This is a genomic window from Larkinella sp. (assembly GCF_965227735.1).
In the GTDB taxonomy this organism is placed as follows: domain Bacteria; phylum Bacteroidota; class Bacteroidia; order Cytophagales; family Spirosomataceae; genus Larkinella.
This window is the reverse complement of the sequence record NZ_OZ245776.1, coordinates 6,382,501-6,399,293: the sequence shown is the minus strand read 5'-3', so window position 1 is coordinate 6,399,293 and position 16,793 is coordinate 6,382,501. Positions and strand designations below refer to the sequence as shown.

Genomic DNA, 16,793 nt, shown 5'->3' with positions numbered 1-16,793 from the left:
AGTTATTCAAATTTAACAAAATTAACCATTAAAAGCATCACGACTCATCACCGTATACTAACAATACGAAGTAGTAACAAAAACCATACTACAAATCAAAATTGCGTTAAATTTTGTCTGACAAATAAGAGGCTAAAGGAAGAAGAATTAGTTCTTATGGAGATAGGAACATTATTTTAATGGAATTTTAATATTTCTAAGTCTGAGTACCTGCATCTTGACTTGATCGCTAATAGCATATGAACAAGTCATTCTATTATCCTCCTTATTGTGTTAATTGCTGCAATTCTGTTTTCAATACCGGCTGCATATGCTCCAGATTTGCAGTGAAGTTACGATAGGTATTCTGGATCATTTCATAATCCGGTTTTTCTTTTGCCAGATGTTCTATCGTCTCTAATTGCTGTTCCAGACGGGTGAGTCCTACCATGCCCAGCCAGGGCCTCAACTGGTGGGTCATTCCACAAACGCCCGTCCAATCCTGCGATTCGATCCGGCTTTCCAACACCTGAAAAGCCGGAACAACTTCATCCAGAAACATTTCAATCGTTGAAATCAGGGTTTCGGTGTCGTCTTCATATAGTTGCAACAGACGGGCGCGGTCGAGTTGATCAATGCCTTTGTCGGCGGAATGGGTCATATCTACCAAAATAGGATGCGTTACGATGGAGCCGGTTTTCCTGGTATTTTTTAGTTGAGCCGCTGGCAATACTTGGCAATTTTCTGAAACAAATCGTTGGGATTGAACGGTTTGGTCACGTAATCGTTGATGCCCGCATGAATGGCGCGGTCGCGGTTGCTATATGTGGCCGAAGCGGTCAGGGCGATAACCGGAATTTTGGCGTCGGTCTCCCGGATGTGCTGCGTCGAGGTGTAACCGTCCATGACGGGCATCTGGAGGTCCATCAGAATGAGATCGTAGGAACCCGCCAGAAATTTTTCGACGCCGATCTGTCCATTCTCGGCCACATCCACCAAAACACCCCAGCGGCTCAGGAATTTGAGCGCAACTTTCACGTTGACCGGATAGTCTTCCACCAGCAACACCCGGACGCCTTTCAGGGTCTGGTCGTTGATGGCATCGGGCAGAACGTAGGTCTGTTTCACCGCGGAGCTGATGCGCAAATCGAGGGTAAAATGAAACTTCGCCCCTTTTCCTTCCTCGCTTTCCACTTCGATCTTGCTATCGTGCAGTTCGAGCAATCGGCGGGTAATGACCAGACCCAGTCCGGTTCCGCCAAATTGCCGGGTTGTGGCCGAATTGGCCTGCGTAAACATCTCAAAAATGGCCTGCTGTTTTTCGGGCGCAATCCCGATCCCGGTATCCTGCACCGAAACATAGATGGAAGCCACTTCGTCGTCTTTCTGAAGCAGCGACAGTTCGATGGTTATCGTGCCTTTTTTGGTGAACTTGATGGCGTTGGAAACCAGATTAGACAATACCTGCCCAATCCGCAGCGAATCCCCCATCAGCGAATCCGGAATGTCGTCGTCCACCATCAGTTTGATGCGGGTTCCGTTTTCCTCGGCTTTGAACTGGTGGGCGCGTTTGATATTGGAAACCAAGTGTTTAAAGTCAAAATTGGTTTCTTCGAGTTCCACTTTTCCGGCTTCGATCTTACTGAAGTCCAGGATGTCGTTGATGAGCGCGTGCAGGTGTTCAATCGAAAATTGCAGCGTTTTGAGGTTTTCGGCCAGGGCGGGCGGCACTTCCTCCTGGCTCATCAGGTACGTCATCCCGACAATGCCATTGAGCGGTGTCCGGATTTCGTGACTCATCATCGACAGAAACTCCGATTTTGCCAGGGTGGCATTCTCTGCAACTTCTTTCGCCGACCGCAGTTCAAGCTCGATTTGCTTGCGGTGTTCAATCTGTTTCTGCAGAAAATCGACCAGTGAAACCAGATTTTCGGGGCCAAATTCCGGCATTTCATCCCCTTCCGGAATTTCCATCGACTTGATGGCTTCGATCAGTTTTTCTTCCGACTGCCGGCGCTGGCTGATTTCTTCCTTAAGTTTCTGATTGATCGTGGCATACTCCCGCTCGTTGAGAAACAACGAATGCTCGAACAACTCCTTATCACGGTCAAAGTTTAGATACGATTCATTGACTGCTTTTACAAACTGCTGAAACCGCTCATGCTGCAGACACTCTTCCGTCAGGTGTTTATTAATTTGTCGGGCCAGCAGTTTATGGAAATTCGTCGTGTCCATAGCGTCAGTTTTCGGAAAAGACCGTCACGGTCATCGTTTGGTTGTGTAGTTCGCAGCGGGTAGTGGACTGCAAGGGAGAGATTTCACCGTAGGAATAAAAACCCGTCATCACCGCATCATTTCCAAACACTTCGCGGGCGGCTTCCACTTCCTCGTCGGTTCGCTGCCCCAACACCAGCTTCCGTCCCACACAGCTAATCAGAATCGCCAGTTCGGGCGCAAAGTTGAGCTGAGTCAGGGAGGTGTGTGCAGCCTCCGCCGACGCGTCGATGAGCCGGTCAAAATTCGCCGTCATAAACCGTACGAGGGCTTTTTCGGGCATCTCTCCCGCAAACGTCATGCTTTTGGCTTCTTCGTCGATGGCCAGAATGGTACGCACCAGCGGCTCCGAACCAGCCGAAGCCCGAATAGACAACGGGAAAAGCAGGGCCGCCGAGGGCAGGCTTTCGGCATATTTTCCCAAATACTCCTTGTATAAATCCAGCGCGTGTTTGCCATCGATCTGGTACAACACATTGTAGGTCGCTTTGGTCACTTCGCGTTCCGGCCCGAACACATCCCAGCCGCCCATCGATCCATGCCCGATTTTCAGTTCGGTTCCGTAAAAACCGATGCCGACAATTTTACCCGCAGCCGGGTTTTGGTTCAGGCCCACCAGCGTCCGTTCAAACCGGGCGGCATCACCCGCCAGCCCCCCCGAAATGGGAATGTGTCGTTTCAGCAATTGATTGAGTGCTTCGGTCAGATCGCTGCCATTCACCCAACTCCCATCCGATATCAGAAAAATAGCCGCCAGATCGGGTTCGTCCAGTTCCCGGGCAATTTTCTCCCCTGCCTGGTAACTTTCCGTGTGTTTATGAATATCGATCTGCACCGTTCGAACCCGCGTTTTTTCAAATTCGATGGCGGTTGCGATGACCGATCCATCATGAACTTTGTCGAGGTAAATTTCGCCAGCCGTGGAATTGATCACGATATCGGCCGCCGGATAGCGTTCCCGGAGCTGGTCGTAGACATTTAATTTTTCCAATAAAAACCGTTCACCAAATGCCAAAACTAATTGGGCATTATCAGCCACAAAACCCGGCGTTTCCGACAAAGATGACCACGCCTGGTTTTCAAAAACAGATTGATTCAGTTTCATTCTTGTGTGACAGTAAAAAAGTTAGATGGGTCAGCCGATACGATTCCTTTCAAGAATCGAATGCGTAAGTAGTTTTCCCTACAAATAGTATACTAAATGGTAACTTCCGGATCAATAACGGTGAAATTTTTTCTGATTAATCCTACTTTCCCAAACCGGCCGGGCTTTCTTAGCCACGTTCTACGAGTCCGATGCAGTAAATTCTGTCTGGGAAGGCATGGTTATTCCTAAAACAGCACCAGCGGTTTAAAGCAGAATCCGAACGAAAAAAAAGAGGGGAAATCAATCAGAACAATCTGTAATTGTCAGACAATCACAACACAAATATCGTGCTAATTTCGATACAAAATTTAAGGACTTATTTAATTTATTTCGTGTATGCGGGTCAGCCAGCAGCAGGTAGCTAAACTGTAAGGAATTGTACTCACTACGACTGCGTTTCCAGGGGTAGTTCGGTCTGGTAAATGTCGGCAAAACATTCCTGCAATTCGTGAACATAGTGCAGATACCGACGGCTGCTGACGCACAGCCAGCAATTGAGACCGGGGACTAATTTCAGATCCTGAAAATACCAGAAGTGACGGGCGGCATCGGGACGAAAGCCGAATGAGGTCAACCATTGCTTGGTCAACCGAATGGGCTGGGGACGGTGGTGCGGCAGGATTTCCTGCAACAATTTTTCAGTAAACAGCGTCGGTTCATTTCCGACGTAATAGTATCGGCCAACTTGTGGCGGGCTGATTTTCATGGCATGGGATCGGTAAAATCACGAACACACAAAAGTAGAGGGATTATTTCAAATACGGCAAGTGAATTGGATCGTGAAAGTTACTTTTTTTTACTGTCTTTGTCACCATTTATTCACTAACGGTATAATCCCGCCTATTTATCTACCGTTTTGGCCTTTTTTATTCTGTGTCGAACCGATTCGGGCAGAAACGAATGCTCTTTTTGCTTCTGTCGCCACTATTTTAACGAAACCGGTCCGGATTGAAAGGGCTTAATTCCAATGCCGGTGTGCGGTTGTCGAGACTGTCGGCCACCAGTTTACCCGAAGCCGGTCCCAAACTCACGCCCATCATTCCGTGTCCGGTTGCCAGTGTCAAATTTTCAAAGCCCGACACCCTTCCAATATACGGCAATCCGTCGGGCGAACAGGGCCGCAGTCCGCTCCAGACCTTCGACACCTCCGGCAGTTGGGCCGACAGGTCGGGGTAATAGTTTTGGATGGAATTGACAATGCCCCGCACCCGGTTCATGTTAACGGACAAATCGGTTCCGGCCACTTCGAGCGTACCGGCAAACCGCAGGTCAGCGCCCATCGGCGTGGCCGTGGCGCGGGCTTCCAGCATGATGGCCGGAACCCGGATGTTCGGACGCTGGTTTCGCAGCATGAAACTATAGCCTTTGCCGCCCTGCAACGGCAGCGAAATCCCCAGTGAATGCATTAATGACGGTGACCAGGAACCGGCAGCAACAACAATTTCATCAAACGAATGCTCCGCCGAAACCGTTCTGACGGAAGTGAGCCGGGAACCCGACCGGCCAAAACCGGTCACGGATTGGCTTTCCAGCAGGGTAACGCCCCGGTTTTTCAAATACGCAACCAGCGATCGAATGAACTGGCCGGGGTTCAGATGCGCGTCGCCGGGGTAATACACTGCTCCCCGGACGTTTACCCGGGCATCCGGCTCCAGGTCCTGAACCTGGCCCCCCGACAATTGCCGCGCTTCAATACCGGCGCGATTGGCCACTTCCGCTTCCTCGGCCATTTCGTGTTCGGCAGCAGCGGTTTTATAGAGCATCAGCAGCCCGTCTTCCTTCCAGCCAAACGACAGGCCATCGGTCTGGGCGAGTTCCTGATACAGTTTTTTGCTCAGCAAGCTAATGTCACGCAGCGCCGGAATGGCCCGCTCGACGTGCTCAGGCGTCGAATGCTTGTAGAAGAGCCAGCCCCAGCGCAGCAGATCAGCACTCAGGCGGGGTTTGATGTAAAACGGGCTGGTCGACCGAAGCAGCATTCGCATGCCTTTGGCCATCATGCCCGGCTGCGCCAGCGGAATGATGTGACTTGGCACAATCATTCCGGCATTGCCGAACGAACAGCCGTCCGTCAGTGTGTTCTGATCGAAAACCGTTACTTTATAACCCGCCTTGTCCAGATAATAAGCTGAACATAAACCGATTACACCACCACCAATAATACCGATGTGTCTCATATTACCTGAAAACCATGTACGTAGGGATCGTCTTCATCCAGAATAATATGATTGAAGCCGTGAATAATGGCCCAGCCTTCGATGCTCGGCACGATGGCGGTTTTTCCGGCCAACTCGGTTTCCTGCTCGATTCGGCCCGTAAAAATGGAGCCGATAATGCTTTCGTGTACAAAATCCTGACCGGGTTTCAACCAGCCTTTGGCGTGCCACTGCGCCAGCCGGGCCGAGGTACCGGTGCCGCAGGGTGATCGGTCGATGGCCTTGTCGCCGTAGAAAACCGCATTGCGGGCCGTCGACGTGGCCGCCAGCGGTTTGCCCGTCCACAAAACGTGGCTCAGCCCATTGATGGTCGGGTTTTCGGGATGCACAAACGCATATTGTTCGTTCATCCGTTCCCGCATCACCCGCGCCCAGGCAATGAGTTGTTCCGCCTTGAAATGCTGTAAACCGGCAAAATTGGGTTGTGGGTCTACGATGGCGTAAAAATTTCCGCCGTAGGCGACATCGACCGTCAGGGTTCCCAAATCCGGGCAATCGACGGTCAAACCCTCGGCCGCCAGATAGGACTTGACGTTGGTGATTTTAACCGATTTCACCTTCCGCCCCTCCTGCCGGTATTCGACCCGAACCAGGCCAGCGGGCACTTCCAGATTCAGGACGCCCGGCGTTTTCGGCACAACCAGCCCCTGCTCGATGGCCACCGTCACGGTACCAATGGTGCCGTGACCACACATCGGCAAACAGCCGGACGTTTCGATAAACAGCACGCCCACATCGTTGGCCGGGTCGCTGGGCGGATACAGAATGCTGCCCGACATCATATCGTGGCCACGCGGTTCGAACATCAGACTCTTCCGAATCCAGTCGTAATCGCGCAGGAAATGCTGCCGTTTTTCGCTCATCGTCGCACCCACGAGGTGCGGAATACTGCCACCGGTCACCACCCGAACGGGATTCCCGCAGGTGTGGGCGTCGATGCAATAAAAATTATAGTTCATAAAACCGTGCGACCAAAAACCGGGTTTAAACCGCTTCCAAAGTGGGACGGATCGCCAGGGCAGCTTCAATAATGCCCAGCACCCGTTCCCGTTCTTCTCCCTCCAGCGTCAAACGCGGAGCACGAACGTATTCCGAGCCAATACCGGTGGCCACGGCGGCCAGTTTGATGTATTGCACCAGTTTCGGCTGAATATCCAGTTCCAGCAGGGGCATAAACCACCGGTAAATCCGGATCGCTTCGTCGATTCGACCGGCTTTCACCAGCTCATAAATGGCCACCGTTTCCTGCGGGAAGGCATCGACCAAACCGGCCACCCAGCCGTCGGCACCCGACACCAGCGCTTCCAGTGCCAGCGTGTCTACCCCACCCAGCAAACTGTAGCGGTCGCCAAAGGCATTCCGCATCCGGGCAATGTTGGTCAGGTCGCGCGTCGATTCTTTTACGGCCCGAATGTTTGGCAAAACCGCCAGTTCTTCGAACATCGCCACGGTGGTCATGATTTTGTAATCGACCGGATTGTTGTAAATCATGATCGGCAGCGACGTTTCCTGCGCGATGGTTTTGAAAAACGCAACGGTTTCGCGGGAATCCGCAAAATACCGCATCGGCGGCAACAGCATCAGGCCATCGGCTCCGTTGGCTTCGGCTTCCCGCGCACCCCGAACGGCTTCACGCGTCGACGCTTCTGCTACGTTCATAATCACCGGAACCCGGTTATTGGTGGTTTCCAGTGCCTTTTCCAGCAAAGAAAGCTTCTCGGGCCCAGTCAGCGTACTGACCTCACCCAGAGAACCGGCAATGATCAAACCGTGAACACCGGCATCGAGTTGAGCCAGGATATTTTTGGCGAACAGCGGTAAATCGAGTTCGTCGTCGGCCGTAAAAGGCGTGAGCAGGGCGGGATAGACCCCTTTCCAGGATACGGAGATTGCCATACTATTCAGGTGATTGATCAGAGTTGATTGGATGCGTGCTACCTGCACGCTTCAGATAGAACAAATTTGGCGAAATTCCGAACGGGTCACTTCATAGAGATTGATTACTTCTAATACTTTTTTTGCCACTTTATAGTACAAACAGAAAATAAACAACCAATTCTGTATCAATTCCGAAAATTATCGCTACTTTGTTTTGCATCACCGTCTCTATTCATCATTTAATCCATTTTGAATCGCTATGCTTTCGACACTCCTCTCCCCGCATAAGCAGCCGTCACCGCGTCCCCGTTTTCACGCCTGCCATCTTTTTTTTCCGGCTTTCCAATGAAACCGCTGCTGTTCCGAATCCCCACCGTGGCCGATCGCTCGTTTCGGGTTCAGGTCGATGACGGATCTCATTTTTACGACCGGCTTCATTTTCATCCCGAACTACAATTGACGTTAATCAAGGAAAGTGTGGGTACGCAGGTCATCGGCGACCGCATCGACCGTTTCCGCCCCTACGATTTATTGCTTTTAGGGGCCAATCTACCGCACGTATTCCGCAACGATCCGGCTTATTTTTCCGCAAAAACCGATCAGCGGGCTTTGTCGTATTCCGTTTACCTGCGTCCTGAACACCTGAAAGAACCGTTTTTCGGAATGCCCGAGCTAAACCACCTCAGCCAGCTTTTTCAGGAAGCCCGACACGGTGTTCGGATTCGGTTTAACGAACCGGTTTCAACCACGCATTGCATGGAGGAACTGCACACACTCCGTCCTTTCGAGCAACTGATGGCGCTACTAACGGTTCTCGATTGCATGGCGACCGATTCAAGACGGGAAATGCTGTCGATGACAGCCTATGAACAACCCCGCCGACCCGACGATCACCAGCGGCTCGACAATGTATTTACCTACATTCTGAACCACTACGCTTCACCCATCACCCTGGAGGAAGTGGCCGCTCAGGCCCACCTGACCGAAAGCGCATTCTGCCGGTTTTTTCGTCTTCATACCCGAAAAACGTTTTCGCAACTGCTCAATGAAGTCCGAATCGAACACGCCTGCCGTTTGTTGCAGGAATCGAAACTCCCCATCAGCCAGATTGCTTTTTCGTGCGGCTACACGAATTTGTCGAACTTCAATCGTCAATTTAAGCTCATTACCAGCCTGACGCCGGGTCAATATATCAAAGCCATTTTCTAAACGTATGAGACGAATTCGTACCCTATTTCTGTATATTCTCTTTTTCTTCAACGGTTTTCAGACTGCCTGGGCACAGTTTCAGGGCGTTCGCTGGACGTCCGACGGGAACGCTTATCTGACCGTCACTCCGGATGCAATTCTGCAAACCGACCTGGTTTCCGGAAAGGCCAGCACCCTGATTTCCGGGGAACAACTTACCCCAACCGGCGCATCGAAACCGCTGACGGTAGCCCAGTTGGCGTTCAGCCGCGATTCTTCACAGGTGCTGATTTTCACCAATACCGCCCGCGTCTGGCGCTACAACACCCGGGGCGATTACTATTTGCTTGATCGGAAAAGTAGTCGATTGCGGCAGGTGGGAAAAGACCAGCCGGGTCAGTCAATGCTCTACACCAAGCTGTCGCCCGACGGAACCAAGGTAGCGTATGTAAGCAAAAACAATCTGTTCGTGGAAGATGTGTCGACCGGACAAACCACCCCACTGACCACCGACGGCACCCGCAAACGCATCAACGGCACGTTTGACTGGGCGTACGAGGAGGAGTTCGGCTGCCGCGACGGTTTTCGATGGAGCCCGGACAGCAAGCAAATTGCCTACTGGCAAGTCGATGCCAGCACGATTCGCGACTACTTGATACTCAATACGACGGATTCGGTTTATTCCCGTGTCATTCCGGTCGAATACCCGAAAGTCGGAGAGTCACCCTCTCCGGTTCGCATCGGCGTTGTTGCGGCAACCGGCGGACCAACGCGCTGGCTGCCCATTCCGGGCGATCCGCAGCAACATTACCTCGTGCGAATGGAGTGGTTCCCCAACTCGAACGAGCTGATTATCGAACAATTAAACCGCAAACAAAACCAGAGTATTCTTTTTGTAGCACAGTCCGACAAGGGCTCTGTGACGCCGATCCACCGCGAAACCAGTGATACGTGGATCGATACAAAAGAGAGCTGGAACCGGGGCAATCCCGCCGGTTGGGAGTGGCTGGACGGTGGAAAATCGTTTATCTGGGTTTCCGAAAAAGACGGCTGGCGACATCTGTATCAACTCAGTCGCGATGGCAAAAAAGAAGTGTTGCTTACACCCGGTTCCTACGACATTTCTGGTATCAATTACATTGACGAACGAAACCGATACATCTATTTCACGGCTTCCCCTACCAATCCCACCCAGCGGTATTTGTATCGTACGAAGATGGATGGCAAGGGAAACCCGGAGCGAATCTCTCCCGCCAATGAGCCGGGAACGCATGCCTACGACATCGCCCCCGGCGGTCGATATGCCCAGCATACGTTCAACAGCCATCAGACACCGATGGTCACAAACTGGATTCGGCTGTCCGATAATCAGGTCGTTCGTGCGTCTCCCCGCCCCGCTTCTAACCCGCAAACACCCCGGAATGTGGAGTTTTTCAAGGTTCAAACTGCCGATGGCATTACGCTGGACGGCTGGATGCGAAAACCCGAAAATTTCGACAGTACCAAAAAATATCCGGTTGTTTTTTATGTCTATGGCGAACCGGCAACCACCACGACCAGCGACGTTTTTTCGGCGGGCAGCAATGCGCAGTTTGAAGGCGATATGGCCAAAGCAGGCTATTGTTACATTGCCCTGGATAACCGGGGAACACCGGCGCTGAAGGGAGCCGCCTGGCGCAAAGCCATCTACCGGCAGATCGGGCGGATCAACGTTCGGGATCAGGCCATGGGGGCTAAAAAACTGTTCGAGCAACATGCCTATCTGGATACCAGCCGGGTTGCCGTCTGGGGCTGGAGTGGCGGTGGTTCAACCACACTTCACCTGCTTTTTCAGTATCCCGAAATCTATAAAACCGGCATTTCCGTGGCGGCTGTGGGCAATCAATTGTTCTACGACAACATCTACCAGGAGCGGTATATGGGCTTACCCCAGGAAAACCGGGAGGATTTTGTGGCCGGTTCGCCCATTACCTACGCCAAAAATTTACGCGGAAATCTTCTCTATATTCACGGAACGGGAGACGACAACGTGCATTATTCCAACGCCGAAGTCCTTATCAATGAACTCATTAAACACAACAAATACTTTCAGGTGATGCCCTATCCGAACCGGACGCACAGTATTTCGGAAGGTGAAGGCACCAGCCGACACCTCCGCAGCCTGTATACCCGGTATTTACTGGAACACTGCCCTCCGGGGCCACGCTGAGTGCGGATACAATGATTCAACTTTGAATGGTATACGACATGATTCATCAACTTTCTAAATTCATTGGGCTACTCCTGGCGGCCCTGCTACTTTCCTTCGCGGTTTCCGCCCAAAAATTTGCCTTTACCCACGATGACACCTTACGCGGTTCCATAACCCCGGAACGGAGCTGGTGGGACCTGGCATATTATCATCTTCAGGTAAAAATCAATCCGGCCGACAGCGCGATCAGTGGCAGCACAACCATTCACTACCGGGTTTTAACACCCAGCCAGACGCTGCAAGTGGATTTACAACGCCCTCTTAAAGTGCAGAAAATTGTTCAGGCAGGGAAGGAACTGGCTTTCAGGCAGGATGGAAATGCCTACTTTATAACGCTTCAGAAAAAGCAGGAAATTGGGCAAACCGAGTCTCTGGTGGTTCACTATGCCGGAAAACCGCGGGTTGCCAAACGCGCACCCTGGGACGGCGGCTTTGTCTGGAAAAGAGATAAAACCGGACTGTGGTTTATTGCTACGGCTTGCCAGGGATTGGGTGCCAGTGCCTGGTGGCCCTGCAAAGATCACATGTACGACGAGCCCGACAGCATGCTCATCAGCATCACCGTACCCAAAGGATTACAGGACATTTCCAATGGCCGTTTGCGCCGGGTGACCGAACACGATGATGGGACCCATACGTTCGATTGGTTTGTGAGTAACCCGATTAGTAACTACGGCGTCAACCTCAATATTGGCAATTATATTCACTGGGCGGACACGCTTCAGGGCGAAAAGGGGCGGTTAACCCTGGATTTTTACGCCCTGCCCGAGCACGCCGATTCGGCCCGTCGGCAATTTCAACAGGCGAAACCTATGCTGAAAGCATTTGAGCATTGGTTTGGACCGTATCCATTTTACGAAGATGGTTACAAACTTGTCGAGACACCCTATTTGGGAATGGAGCATCAAAGTTCGGTGACGTACGGCAATCGCTTTCGGAATGGGTATTTGGGACGCGATCTGTCGGGAACCGGTTTTGGACTTCTTTGGGATTTCATCATCATCCACGAATCCGGTCACGAGTGGTTTGCCAACAACATTACCTATCGGGACGTAGCCGATATGTGGGTTCACGAGAGCTTTACCAATTACTCCGAGAATCTCTATACGGAATATTACCACGGAAAAGATGCAGGATCGGCCTATGTAATGGGCACCCGGGCGCTCATTCGAAATGACCGGCCCATTGTGGGCACCTACAATGTAAACCACGCAGGTTCAGGCGATATGTATTACAAGGGCGGTAATATGCTGCACACCATCCGGCAAATTATTGGTGATGATACGAAATGGCGGGGAATTCTTCGGGGTCTTAATCAGACTTTTTACCACCAGACCGTTGATGGAAAACAAATTGAAGAGTACGTCAGCCAACAATCCGGCATCAATTTTCAAAAGGTATTCGATCAGTATCTGCGCGATACACGCGTTCCTACCCTGGAGTATAAATTGATCAAAAACAAGATTCAATACCGCTGGACGAATTGCGTCGCGGGTTTTGATATGCCTTTAAAAGTATGCTTAAACAACGCGGGCCCCAATGAGAATCTCCACCCGACTACGCAATGGCAGACGTTACCAATATTGGGTACAACAACTTTAACCAGCGATCCTAATTATTATGTGTTTGTCCAGCGATCCAGGATCAAGAGCAAAAGTTGTGGAGCATCTTGGATTAAGCATATAACTGCGTCAATCGGTAAAGAAAGAATTCCACATTTTTTACCCCTCTGAACTGGGCTCGGAACGCTTTGATTTTAGCATTGAAAGATTCGGCCGACGCATTGGTGCTGCGGTTGTCAAAATAATTCAGGATTGTCTCATAGTGGTTTTGAATCGAACGGGCCACGGTGTTGAAGGCCTTAAAACCGCACTGCCGGACCTTTTCATGCCATTTAGCCAGACGAGCCAAGCCATAAAGTTTATCGGTCGTATTCTCAAAGATCTGGCTTAGGGCTTGACTGAGATCATAGGCTTTTTTCAGATCAGGGTACCGATCAAAAAGCAGCGTAGCCCGTTCCCGTTGACTGTCAGTCCAATCACCCGGTTTTTTATAAAGCACATACCGGCTGCGGGCCAGCAATTGTTTAAGGGTATCGCCATTGGAAAGCACCGGGGACTCGTACTCACTCTGAGTGGCTTTGGCTTGTTCAAGGGCTTCGTTTTCGGCATCCAGGGCTTCCCACCGGTACTCGACGCGCATTTCCTGAACGGCTTCCAGGGCTAATTGCTGAACATGAAACCGGTCGGTGACCTGAGTAGCTCGTGGAAAGCTTTTTTTGGCAATCAAAGCCATGTTACCCGCCATGTCCAAAGTGATTTCGGTGACCTTTTTGCGGAGCTTTTCGGGAATTTTCCGGAGAATAGCGATCACGGTTTCCGCTTTTGTACCGGCGATAATGGCTACAATACTGCCCTTTTGGCCTTTGGCTGCTTTATTGGTCAGAATCGTATATAACTCGCCATGCGAAAGGCTAGTCTCATCGATCGATAAATGCGTTCCTATATTTTGGGGATATAACAGCCACTGTTTAGCATGTTTTAGCTGGGACCAGTTCTGAAAATGGCTCAAATGGGTCCGATACTGGCGGGACAAACGTTTTCCGTCAACGCCATATAAACGACCCAGGCTATTGGTACTGTGGGGGAATAAATCCGTCAAGCTGGTTTAAAAAAAGCGCGAATTCTTTCGTCATTCGCGTTCCCTCTGCTACCTGTGACCAATCTCTTTGCTGGATGTGACCGGTCTGGGTATTGAGCCGCGCCACGGTGGCCAGCGACGACGTTTAATATGAAGAAAAACCCGTTTATCACGGATGGGGAAGTCCTGGATGGTAATTTCAGGTAAGAAACCCTTCGATAAAAGAAATGCTTTAGCGGGATCGGACTCCGGGTAGTTTTTCTCTTCCAGATAAACATGAAGCAGATCCGAAGACTTCTCGACACGGGTCAGTTCATAATAGGCTACGATAAAATCAGGTAACAGGTATTCGACTAAAGGTAAGAAACTCTCCAAGACGCTCAGGTTTGATTAAAAACACAAACCTAAAAAAATCCTACGCCCTCCACAACTTTTGTAGGATCAATTACAAAAGTTGTGGATCAAGTTGGATTAAGCATATAACTGCGTTAATCGATAAAGAAAGAATTCAACGTTTCTTACCCCTCTGAACTGAGCTCGGAACGCTTTGATTTTGGCATTGAAAGATTCGGCCGAGGCATTCGTGCTGCGGTTGTCAAAGTAGTTCAGGATCGTGTCATAGTGGTTTTGAATCGAACGGGCCACGGTGTTGAAAGCCTTAAAACCGCATTGCCGGACCTTTTCATGCCATTTGGCTAGGCGGGCCAAGCCATAGAGTTTGTCGGTGGTGTTCTCAAAAATGTGGCTTAGGCTTTGACTCAGTTCATAGGCTTGTTTTAGAGCAGGATAACGATCAAAGAGCAGTTCAGCCCGTTCCCGTTGGCTTTCAGTCCAATCACCCGGTTTTTTATAGAGCACATACCGACTGCGGGCCAGCAATTGTTTGAGCGTATCGCCATTGGAAAGCAGCTCCGGCTCATACGTGTTTTGAGCTGATTTGGCTTGTTCAAGGGCTGCATTTTCGGCATCCAGAGCTTCCCACCGGTACTGGACACGCATCTCCTGGACGGCTTCCAGGGCTAATTGCTGAACATGAAACCGGTCGGTGACCTGAGTGGCGCGTGGAAAGCATTTCTTGGCGATCAGGCTCATATTGCCCGCCATATCCAGGGTGATTTCGGTCACCTTTTTGCGGAGCTTTTCGGGGATTTTCCGGAGAATAGCGATCACGGTTTCCGCTTTTGTACCAGCGATAATGGCTACAATGCTGCCCTTTTGGCCTTTGGCTGCTTTATTGGTCAGAATCGTATATAACTCGCCATGCGAAAGGCTAGTCTCATCAATTGACAAATGCGTTCCTATATTTTGGGGATATAACAGCCACTGTTTAGCATGTTTTAGCTGGGACCAGTTCTGAAAATGGCTCAAATGGGTCCGATACTGGCGGGACAAACGTTTTCCGTCAACGCCATATAAACGACCCAGGCTATTGGTACTGTGGGGGAATAAATCCGTCAAGCTGGTTTAAAAAAAGCGCGAATTCTTTCGTCATTCGCGTTCCCTCTGCTACCTGTGACCAATCTCTTTGCTGGATGTGACCGGTCTGGGTATTGAGCCGCGCCACGGTGGCCAGCGACGACGTTTAATATGAAGAAAAACCCGTTTATCACGGATGGGGAAGTCCTGGATGGTAATTTCAGGTAAGAAACCCTTCGATAAAAGAAATGCTTTAGCGGGATCGGACTCCGGGTAGTTTTTCTCTTCCAGATAAACATGAAGCAGATCCGAAGACTTCTCGACACGGGTCAGTTCATAATAGGCTACGATAAAATCAGGTAACAGGTATTCGACTAAAGGTAAGAAACTCTCCAAGACGGTCAGGTTTGATTAAAAACACAAACCTAAAAAAATCCTACGCCCTCCACAACTTTTGCACTTGATCCAAAAAATCCTACGCCCTCCACAACTTTTGCACTTGATCCGTGATGGCAGATCAAGTCAAAAAATAGGTCACAAAAAAAGCTCCCCGCCGTAGCGGGGAGCGTGGTAATCTGTGGTGGCGGCAACCTACTCTCCCGGAAGTGACTCCAGTACCATCGGCGTAACGGGGCTTAACGGCTCTGTTCGGTATGGGAAGAGGTGTTCCCCCGCACCCTTGCCACCATCCCAGCTCTTGGGTTGACTTAGCTTCCCGGCTTGGATTCGGGTTGATCTGTCAACGCTGGTGTCTTGGTGTGTATCTTTAAGAAAAAAGGAAATCACAAACCTGCTGCAAGCACTCTCAAGTCGTCGTATCCTGCGACCTTCAGGTCATTAGTACGGCTCGGCTCTAGCGCTCTCACGCCCTGCACCTGCCGCCTATCAACGTCATCGTCTCTAACGTCCTTCATAGAAGACTCATCTCCGGGCCGGCTTCGCACTTAGATGCTTTCAGCGCTTATCCAAACCCCACGTAGCTACCCGGCCGTGCCGTGGGCACAACAACCGGTTCACCAGCGGTGAGTCCACCCCGGTCCTCTCGTACTAAGGGCAGCCCCCGTCAATCTTCTTACGCCCACCACAGATAGGGACCGAACTGTCTCACGACGTTCTGAACCCAGCTCGCGTGCCACTTTAATCGGCGAACAGCCGAACCCTTGGGACCTTCTCCAGCCCCAGGATGTGACGAGCCGACATCGAGGTGCCAAACCTCCCCGTCGATGTGAGCTCTTGGGGGAGATCAGCCTGTTATCCCCGGCGTACCTTTTATCCTTTGAGCGATGGCCCACCCATGCGGAACCACCGGATCACTATACCCTGCTTTCGCACCAGATCGACTTGTCTGTCTCACTGTCAAGCCCGCTTCTGCTATTGCACTCCACAGCCGGTTACCAACCGGCCTGAGCGAACCTTTGGAAGCCTCCGTTACCCTTTCGGAGGCGACCACCCCAGTCAAACTACCCGCCAACCACGGTCCCTCTCATAGAGAGGTTAGACGCCAACAAAGAGAAGGGTGGTATTTCAACGTTGGCTCCACGATGCCTGGCGACACCGCTTCACTGCCTCCCACCTATCCTACACATCCCTGTGCCAGCGTCCATGATAAGCTGTAGTAAAGGTGCACGGGGTCTTTCCGTCCCGTGGCGGGTATCCGGCATCTTCACCGGAACTACAATTTCACCGAGCTCATGGCTGAGACAGTGCCCAGATCGTTACACCATTCGTGCAGGTCGGAACTTACCCGACAAGGAATTTCGCTACCTTAGGACCGTTATAGTTACGGCCGCCGTTTACTGGGGCT

The 16,793-nt window shown here is 51.0% G+C and carries 14 protein-coding genes and 2 rRNA genes (1 of these 16 running past the window's edge); 3 read left to right on the top strand and 13 right to left on the bottom strand.

What is annotated here, in order from left to right:
* Nucleotides 1-265 precede the first annotated feature (265 nt).
* The 7 genes from ACO064_RS25010 to ACO064_RS24980 form a co-directional block, all read right to left on the bottom strand.
* Nucleotides 266-640: an Hpt domain-containing protein gene (locus ACO064_RS25010; protein WP_421829929.1), complete on the bottom strand. Its 375-nt coding sequence runs from the start codon at nt 638-640 to the stop codon at nt 266-268.
* Nucleotides 641-690: 50 nt separating this feature from the next.
* Entirely contained in the window at nt 691-2,214 is a 1,524-nt protein-coding gene (locus tag ACO064_RS25005) for an ATP-binding protein (RefSeq protein ID WP_421829928.1), read from the bottom strand.
* 4 nt (nt 2,215-2,218) lie between these two features.
* Entirely contained in the window at nt 2,219-3,358 is a 1,140-nt protein-coding gene (locus tag ACO064_RS25000) for an FIST signal transduction protein (protein ID WP_421829927.1), read from the bottom strand.
* 427 nt (nt 3,359-3,785) lie between these two features.
* On the bottom strand, nt 3,786-4,106 hold the full coding sequence (locus ACO064_RS24995) for a hypothetical protein (protein ID WP_421829926.1): 321 nt from the start codon (nt 4,104-4,106) through the stop codon (nt 3,786-3,788).
* A 223-nt stretch (nt 4,107-4,329) separates the two neighbouring features.
* A complete protein-coding gene (locus tag ACO064_RS24990; protein WP_421829925.1) occupies nt 4,330-5,577 on the bottom strand; it encodes an NAD(P)/FAD-dependent oxidoreductase in 1,248 nt (415 codons plus the stop codon).
* Complete coding sequence (locus ACO064_RS24985) at nt 5,574-6,575, bottom strand: 4-hydroxyproline epimerase (RefSeq protein WP_421829924.1); 1,002 nt, start codon at nt 6,573-6,575, stop codon at nt 5,574-5,576. Before ACO064_RS24985 ends, ACO064_RS24990 begins: the two co-directional genes overlap by 4 nt.
* Before the next feature lie 25 nt (nt 6,576-6,600).
* On the bottom strand, nt 6,601-7,512 hold the full coding sequence (locus tag ACO064_RS24980) for a dihydrodipicolinate synthase family protein (RefSeq protein WP_421829923.1): 912 nt from the start codon (nt 7,510-7,512) through the stop codon (nt 6,601-6,603).
* Nucleotides 7,513-7,839: 327 nt separating this feature from the next.
* Between ACO064_RS24980 and ACO064_RS24975 the strand changes: the two genes are divergently transcribed.
* The 3 genes from ACO064_RS24975 to ACO064_RS24965 are packed head-to-tail and all read left to right on the top strand — an operon-like array spanning nt 7,840 to nt 12,666.
* The gene (locus ACO064_RS24975) at nt 7,840-8,703 is read left to right on the top strand and encodes an AraC family transcriptional regulator (protein ID WP_421829922.1); all 864 of its coding nucleotides are present in this window, start codon (nt 7,840-7,842) and stop codon (nt 8,701-8,703) included.
* 4 nt (nt 8,704-8,707) lie between these two features.
* On the top strand, nt 8,708-10,891 hold the full coding sequence (locus tag ACO064_RS24970) for a DPP IV N-terminal domain-containing protein (protein ID WP_421829921.1): 2,184 nt from the start codon (nt 8,708-8,710) through the stop codon (nt 10,889-10,891).
* Nucleotides 10,892-10,929: 38 nt separating this feature from the next.
* Nucleotides 10,930-12,666 carry a M1 family metallopeptidase gene (locus ACO064_RS24965; RefSeq protein ID WP_421829920.1) on the top strand — a complete coding sequence of 579 codons (1,737 nt, stop codon included), beginning with the start codon at nt 10,930-10,932 and terminating at the stop codon, nt 12,664-12,666.
* Here ACO064_RS24965 and ACO064_RS24960 read toward each other — a convergent pair.
* The 6 genes from ACO064_RS24960 to ACO064_RS24935 form a co-directional block, all read right to left on the bottom strand.
* On the bottom strand, nt 12,608-13,594 hold the full coding sequence (locus ACO064_RS24960; protein WP_421827245.1) for an ISAon1 family transposase: 987 nt from the start codon (nt 13,592-13,594) through the stop codon (nt 12,608-12,610). The two genes, ACO064_RS24965 and ACO064_RS24960, sit on opposite strands and share 59 nt — an antisense overlap.
* A 48-nt stretch (nt 13,595-13,642) precedes the next feature.
* A complete protein-coding gene (locus tag ACO064_RS24955; protein ID WP_421825547.1) occupies nt 13,643-13,948 on the bottom strand; it encodes an ISAon1 family transposase N-terminal region protein in 306 nt (101 codons plus the stop codon).
* Nucleotides 13,949-14,044: 96 nt separating this feature from the next.
* Complete coding sequence (locus ACO064_RS24950) at nt 14,045-15,031, bottom strand: ISAon1 family transposase (RefSeq protein ID WP_421829919.1); 987 nt, start codon at nt 15,029-15,031, stop codon at nt 14,045-14,047.
* A gap of 48 nt (nt 15,032-15,079) precedes the next feature.
* Complete coding sequence (locus ACO064_RS24945; protein WP_421825547.1) at nt 15,080-15,385, bottom strand: ISAon1 family transposase N-terminal region protein; 306 nt, start codon at nt 15,383-15,385, stop codon at nt 15,080-15,082.
* Nucleotides 15,386-15,567: 182 nt separating this feature from the next.
* Nucleotides 15,568-15,679 (bottom strand): 5S ribosomal RNA (rrf, locus tag ACO064_RS24940).
* 128 nt (nt 15,680-15,807) lie between these two features.
* A 23S ribosomal RNA gene (locus tag ACO064_RS24935) occupies nt 15,808-16,793 on the bottom strand (it continues 1,924 nt past the right edge of the window).

Excerpts from the sequence above, each read along its gene's own strand:
- ACO064_RS24990 (WP_421829925.1), bottom strand. The coding sequence starts at position 5,577 with ATGAGACACATCGGTATTATTGGTGGTGGTGTAATCGGTTTATGTTCA.
- ACO064_RS25005 (WP_421829928.1), bottom strand. The coding sequence starts at position 2,214 with ATGGACACGACGAATTTCCATAAACTGCTGGCCCGACAAATTAATAAA.
- ACO064_RS24985 (WP_421829924.1), bottom strand. The coding sequence starts at position 6,575 with ATGAACTATAATTTTTATTGCATCGACGCCCACACCTGCGGGAATCCC.
- ACO064_RS24975 (WP_421829922.1), top strand. The coding sequence starts at position 7,840 with ATGAAACCGCTGCTGTTCCGAATCCCCACCGTGGCCGATCGCTCGTTT.
- ACO064_RS24965 (WP_421829920.1), top strand. The coding sequence starts at position 10,930 with ATGATTCATCAACTTTCTAAATTCATTGGGCTACTCCTGGCGGCCCTG.
- ACO064_RS24980 (WP_421829923.1), bottom strand. The coding sequence starts at position 7,512 with ATGGCAATCTCCGTATCCTGGAAAGGGGTCTATCCCGCCCTGCTCACG.
- ACO064_RS24970 (WP_421829921.1), top strand. The coding sequence starts at position 8,708 with ATGAGACGAATTCGTACCCTATTTCTGTATATTCTCTTTTTCTTCAAC.
- ACO064_RS24995 (WP_421829926.1), bottom strand. The coding sequence starts at position 4,106 with ATGAAAATCAGCCCGCCACAAGTTGGCCGATACTATTACGTCGGAAAT.
- ACO064_RS25010 (WP_421829929.1), bottom strand. The coding sequence starts at position 640 with ATGACCCATTCCGCCGACAAAGGCATTGATCAACTCGACCGCGCCCGT.
- ACO064_RS25000 (WP_421829927.1), bottom strand. The coding sequence starts at position 3,358 with ATGAAACTGAATCAATCTGTTTTTGAAAACCAGGCGTGGTCATCTTTG.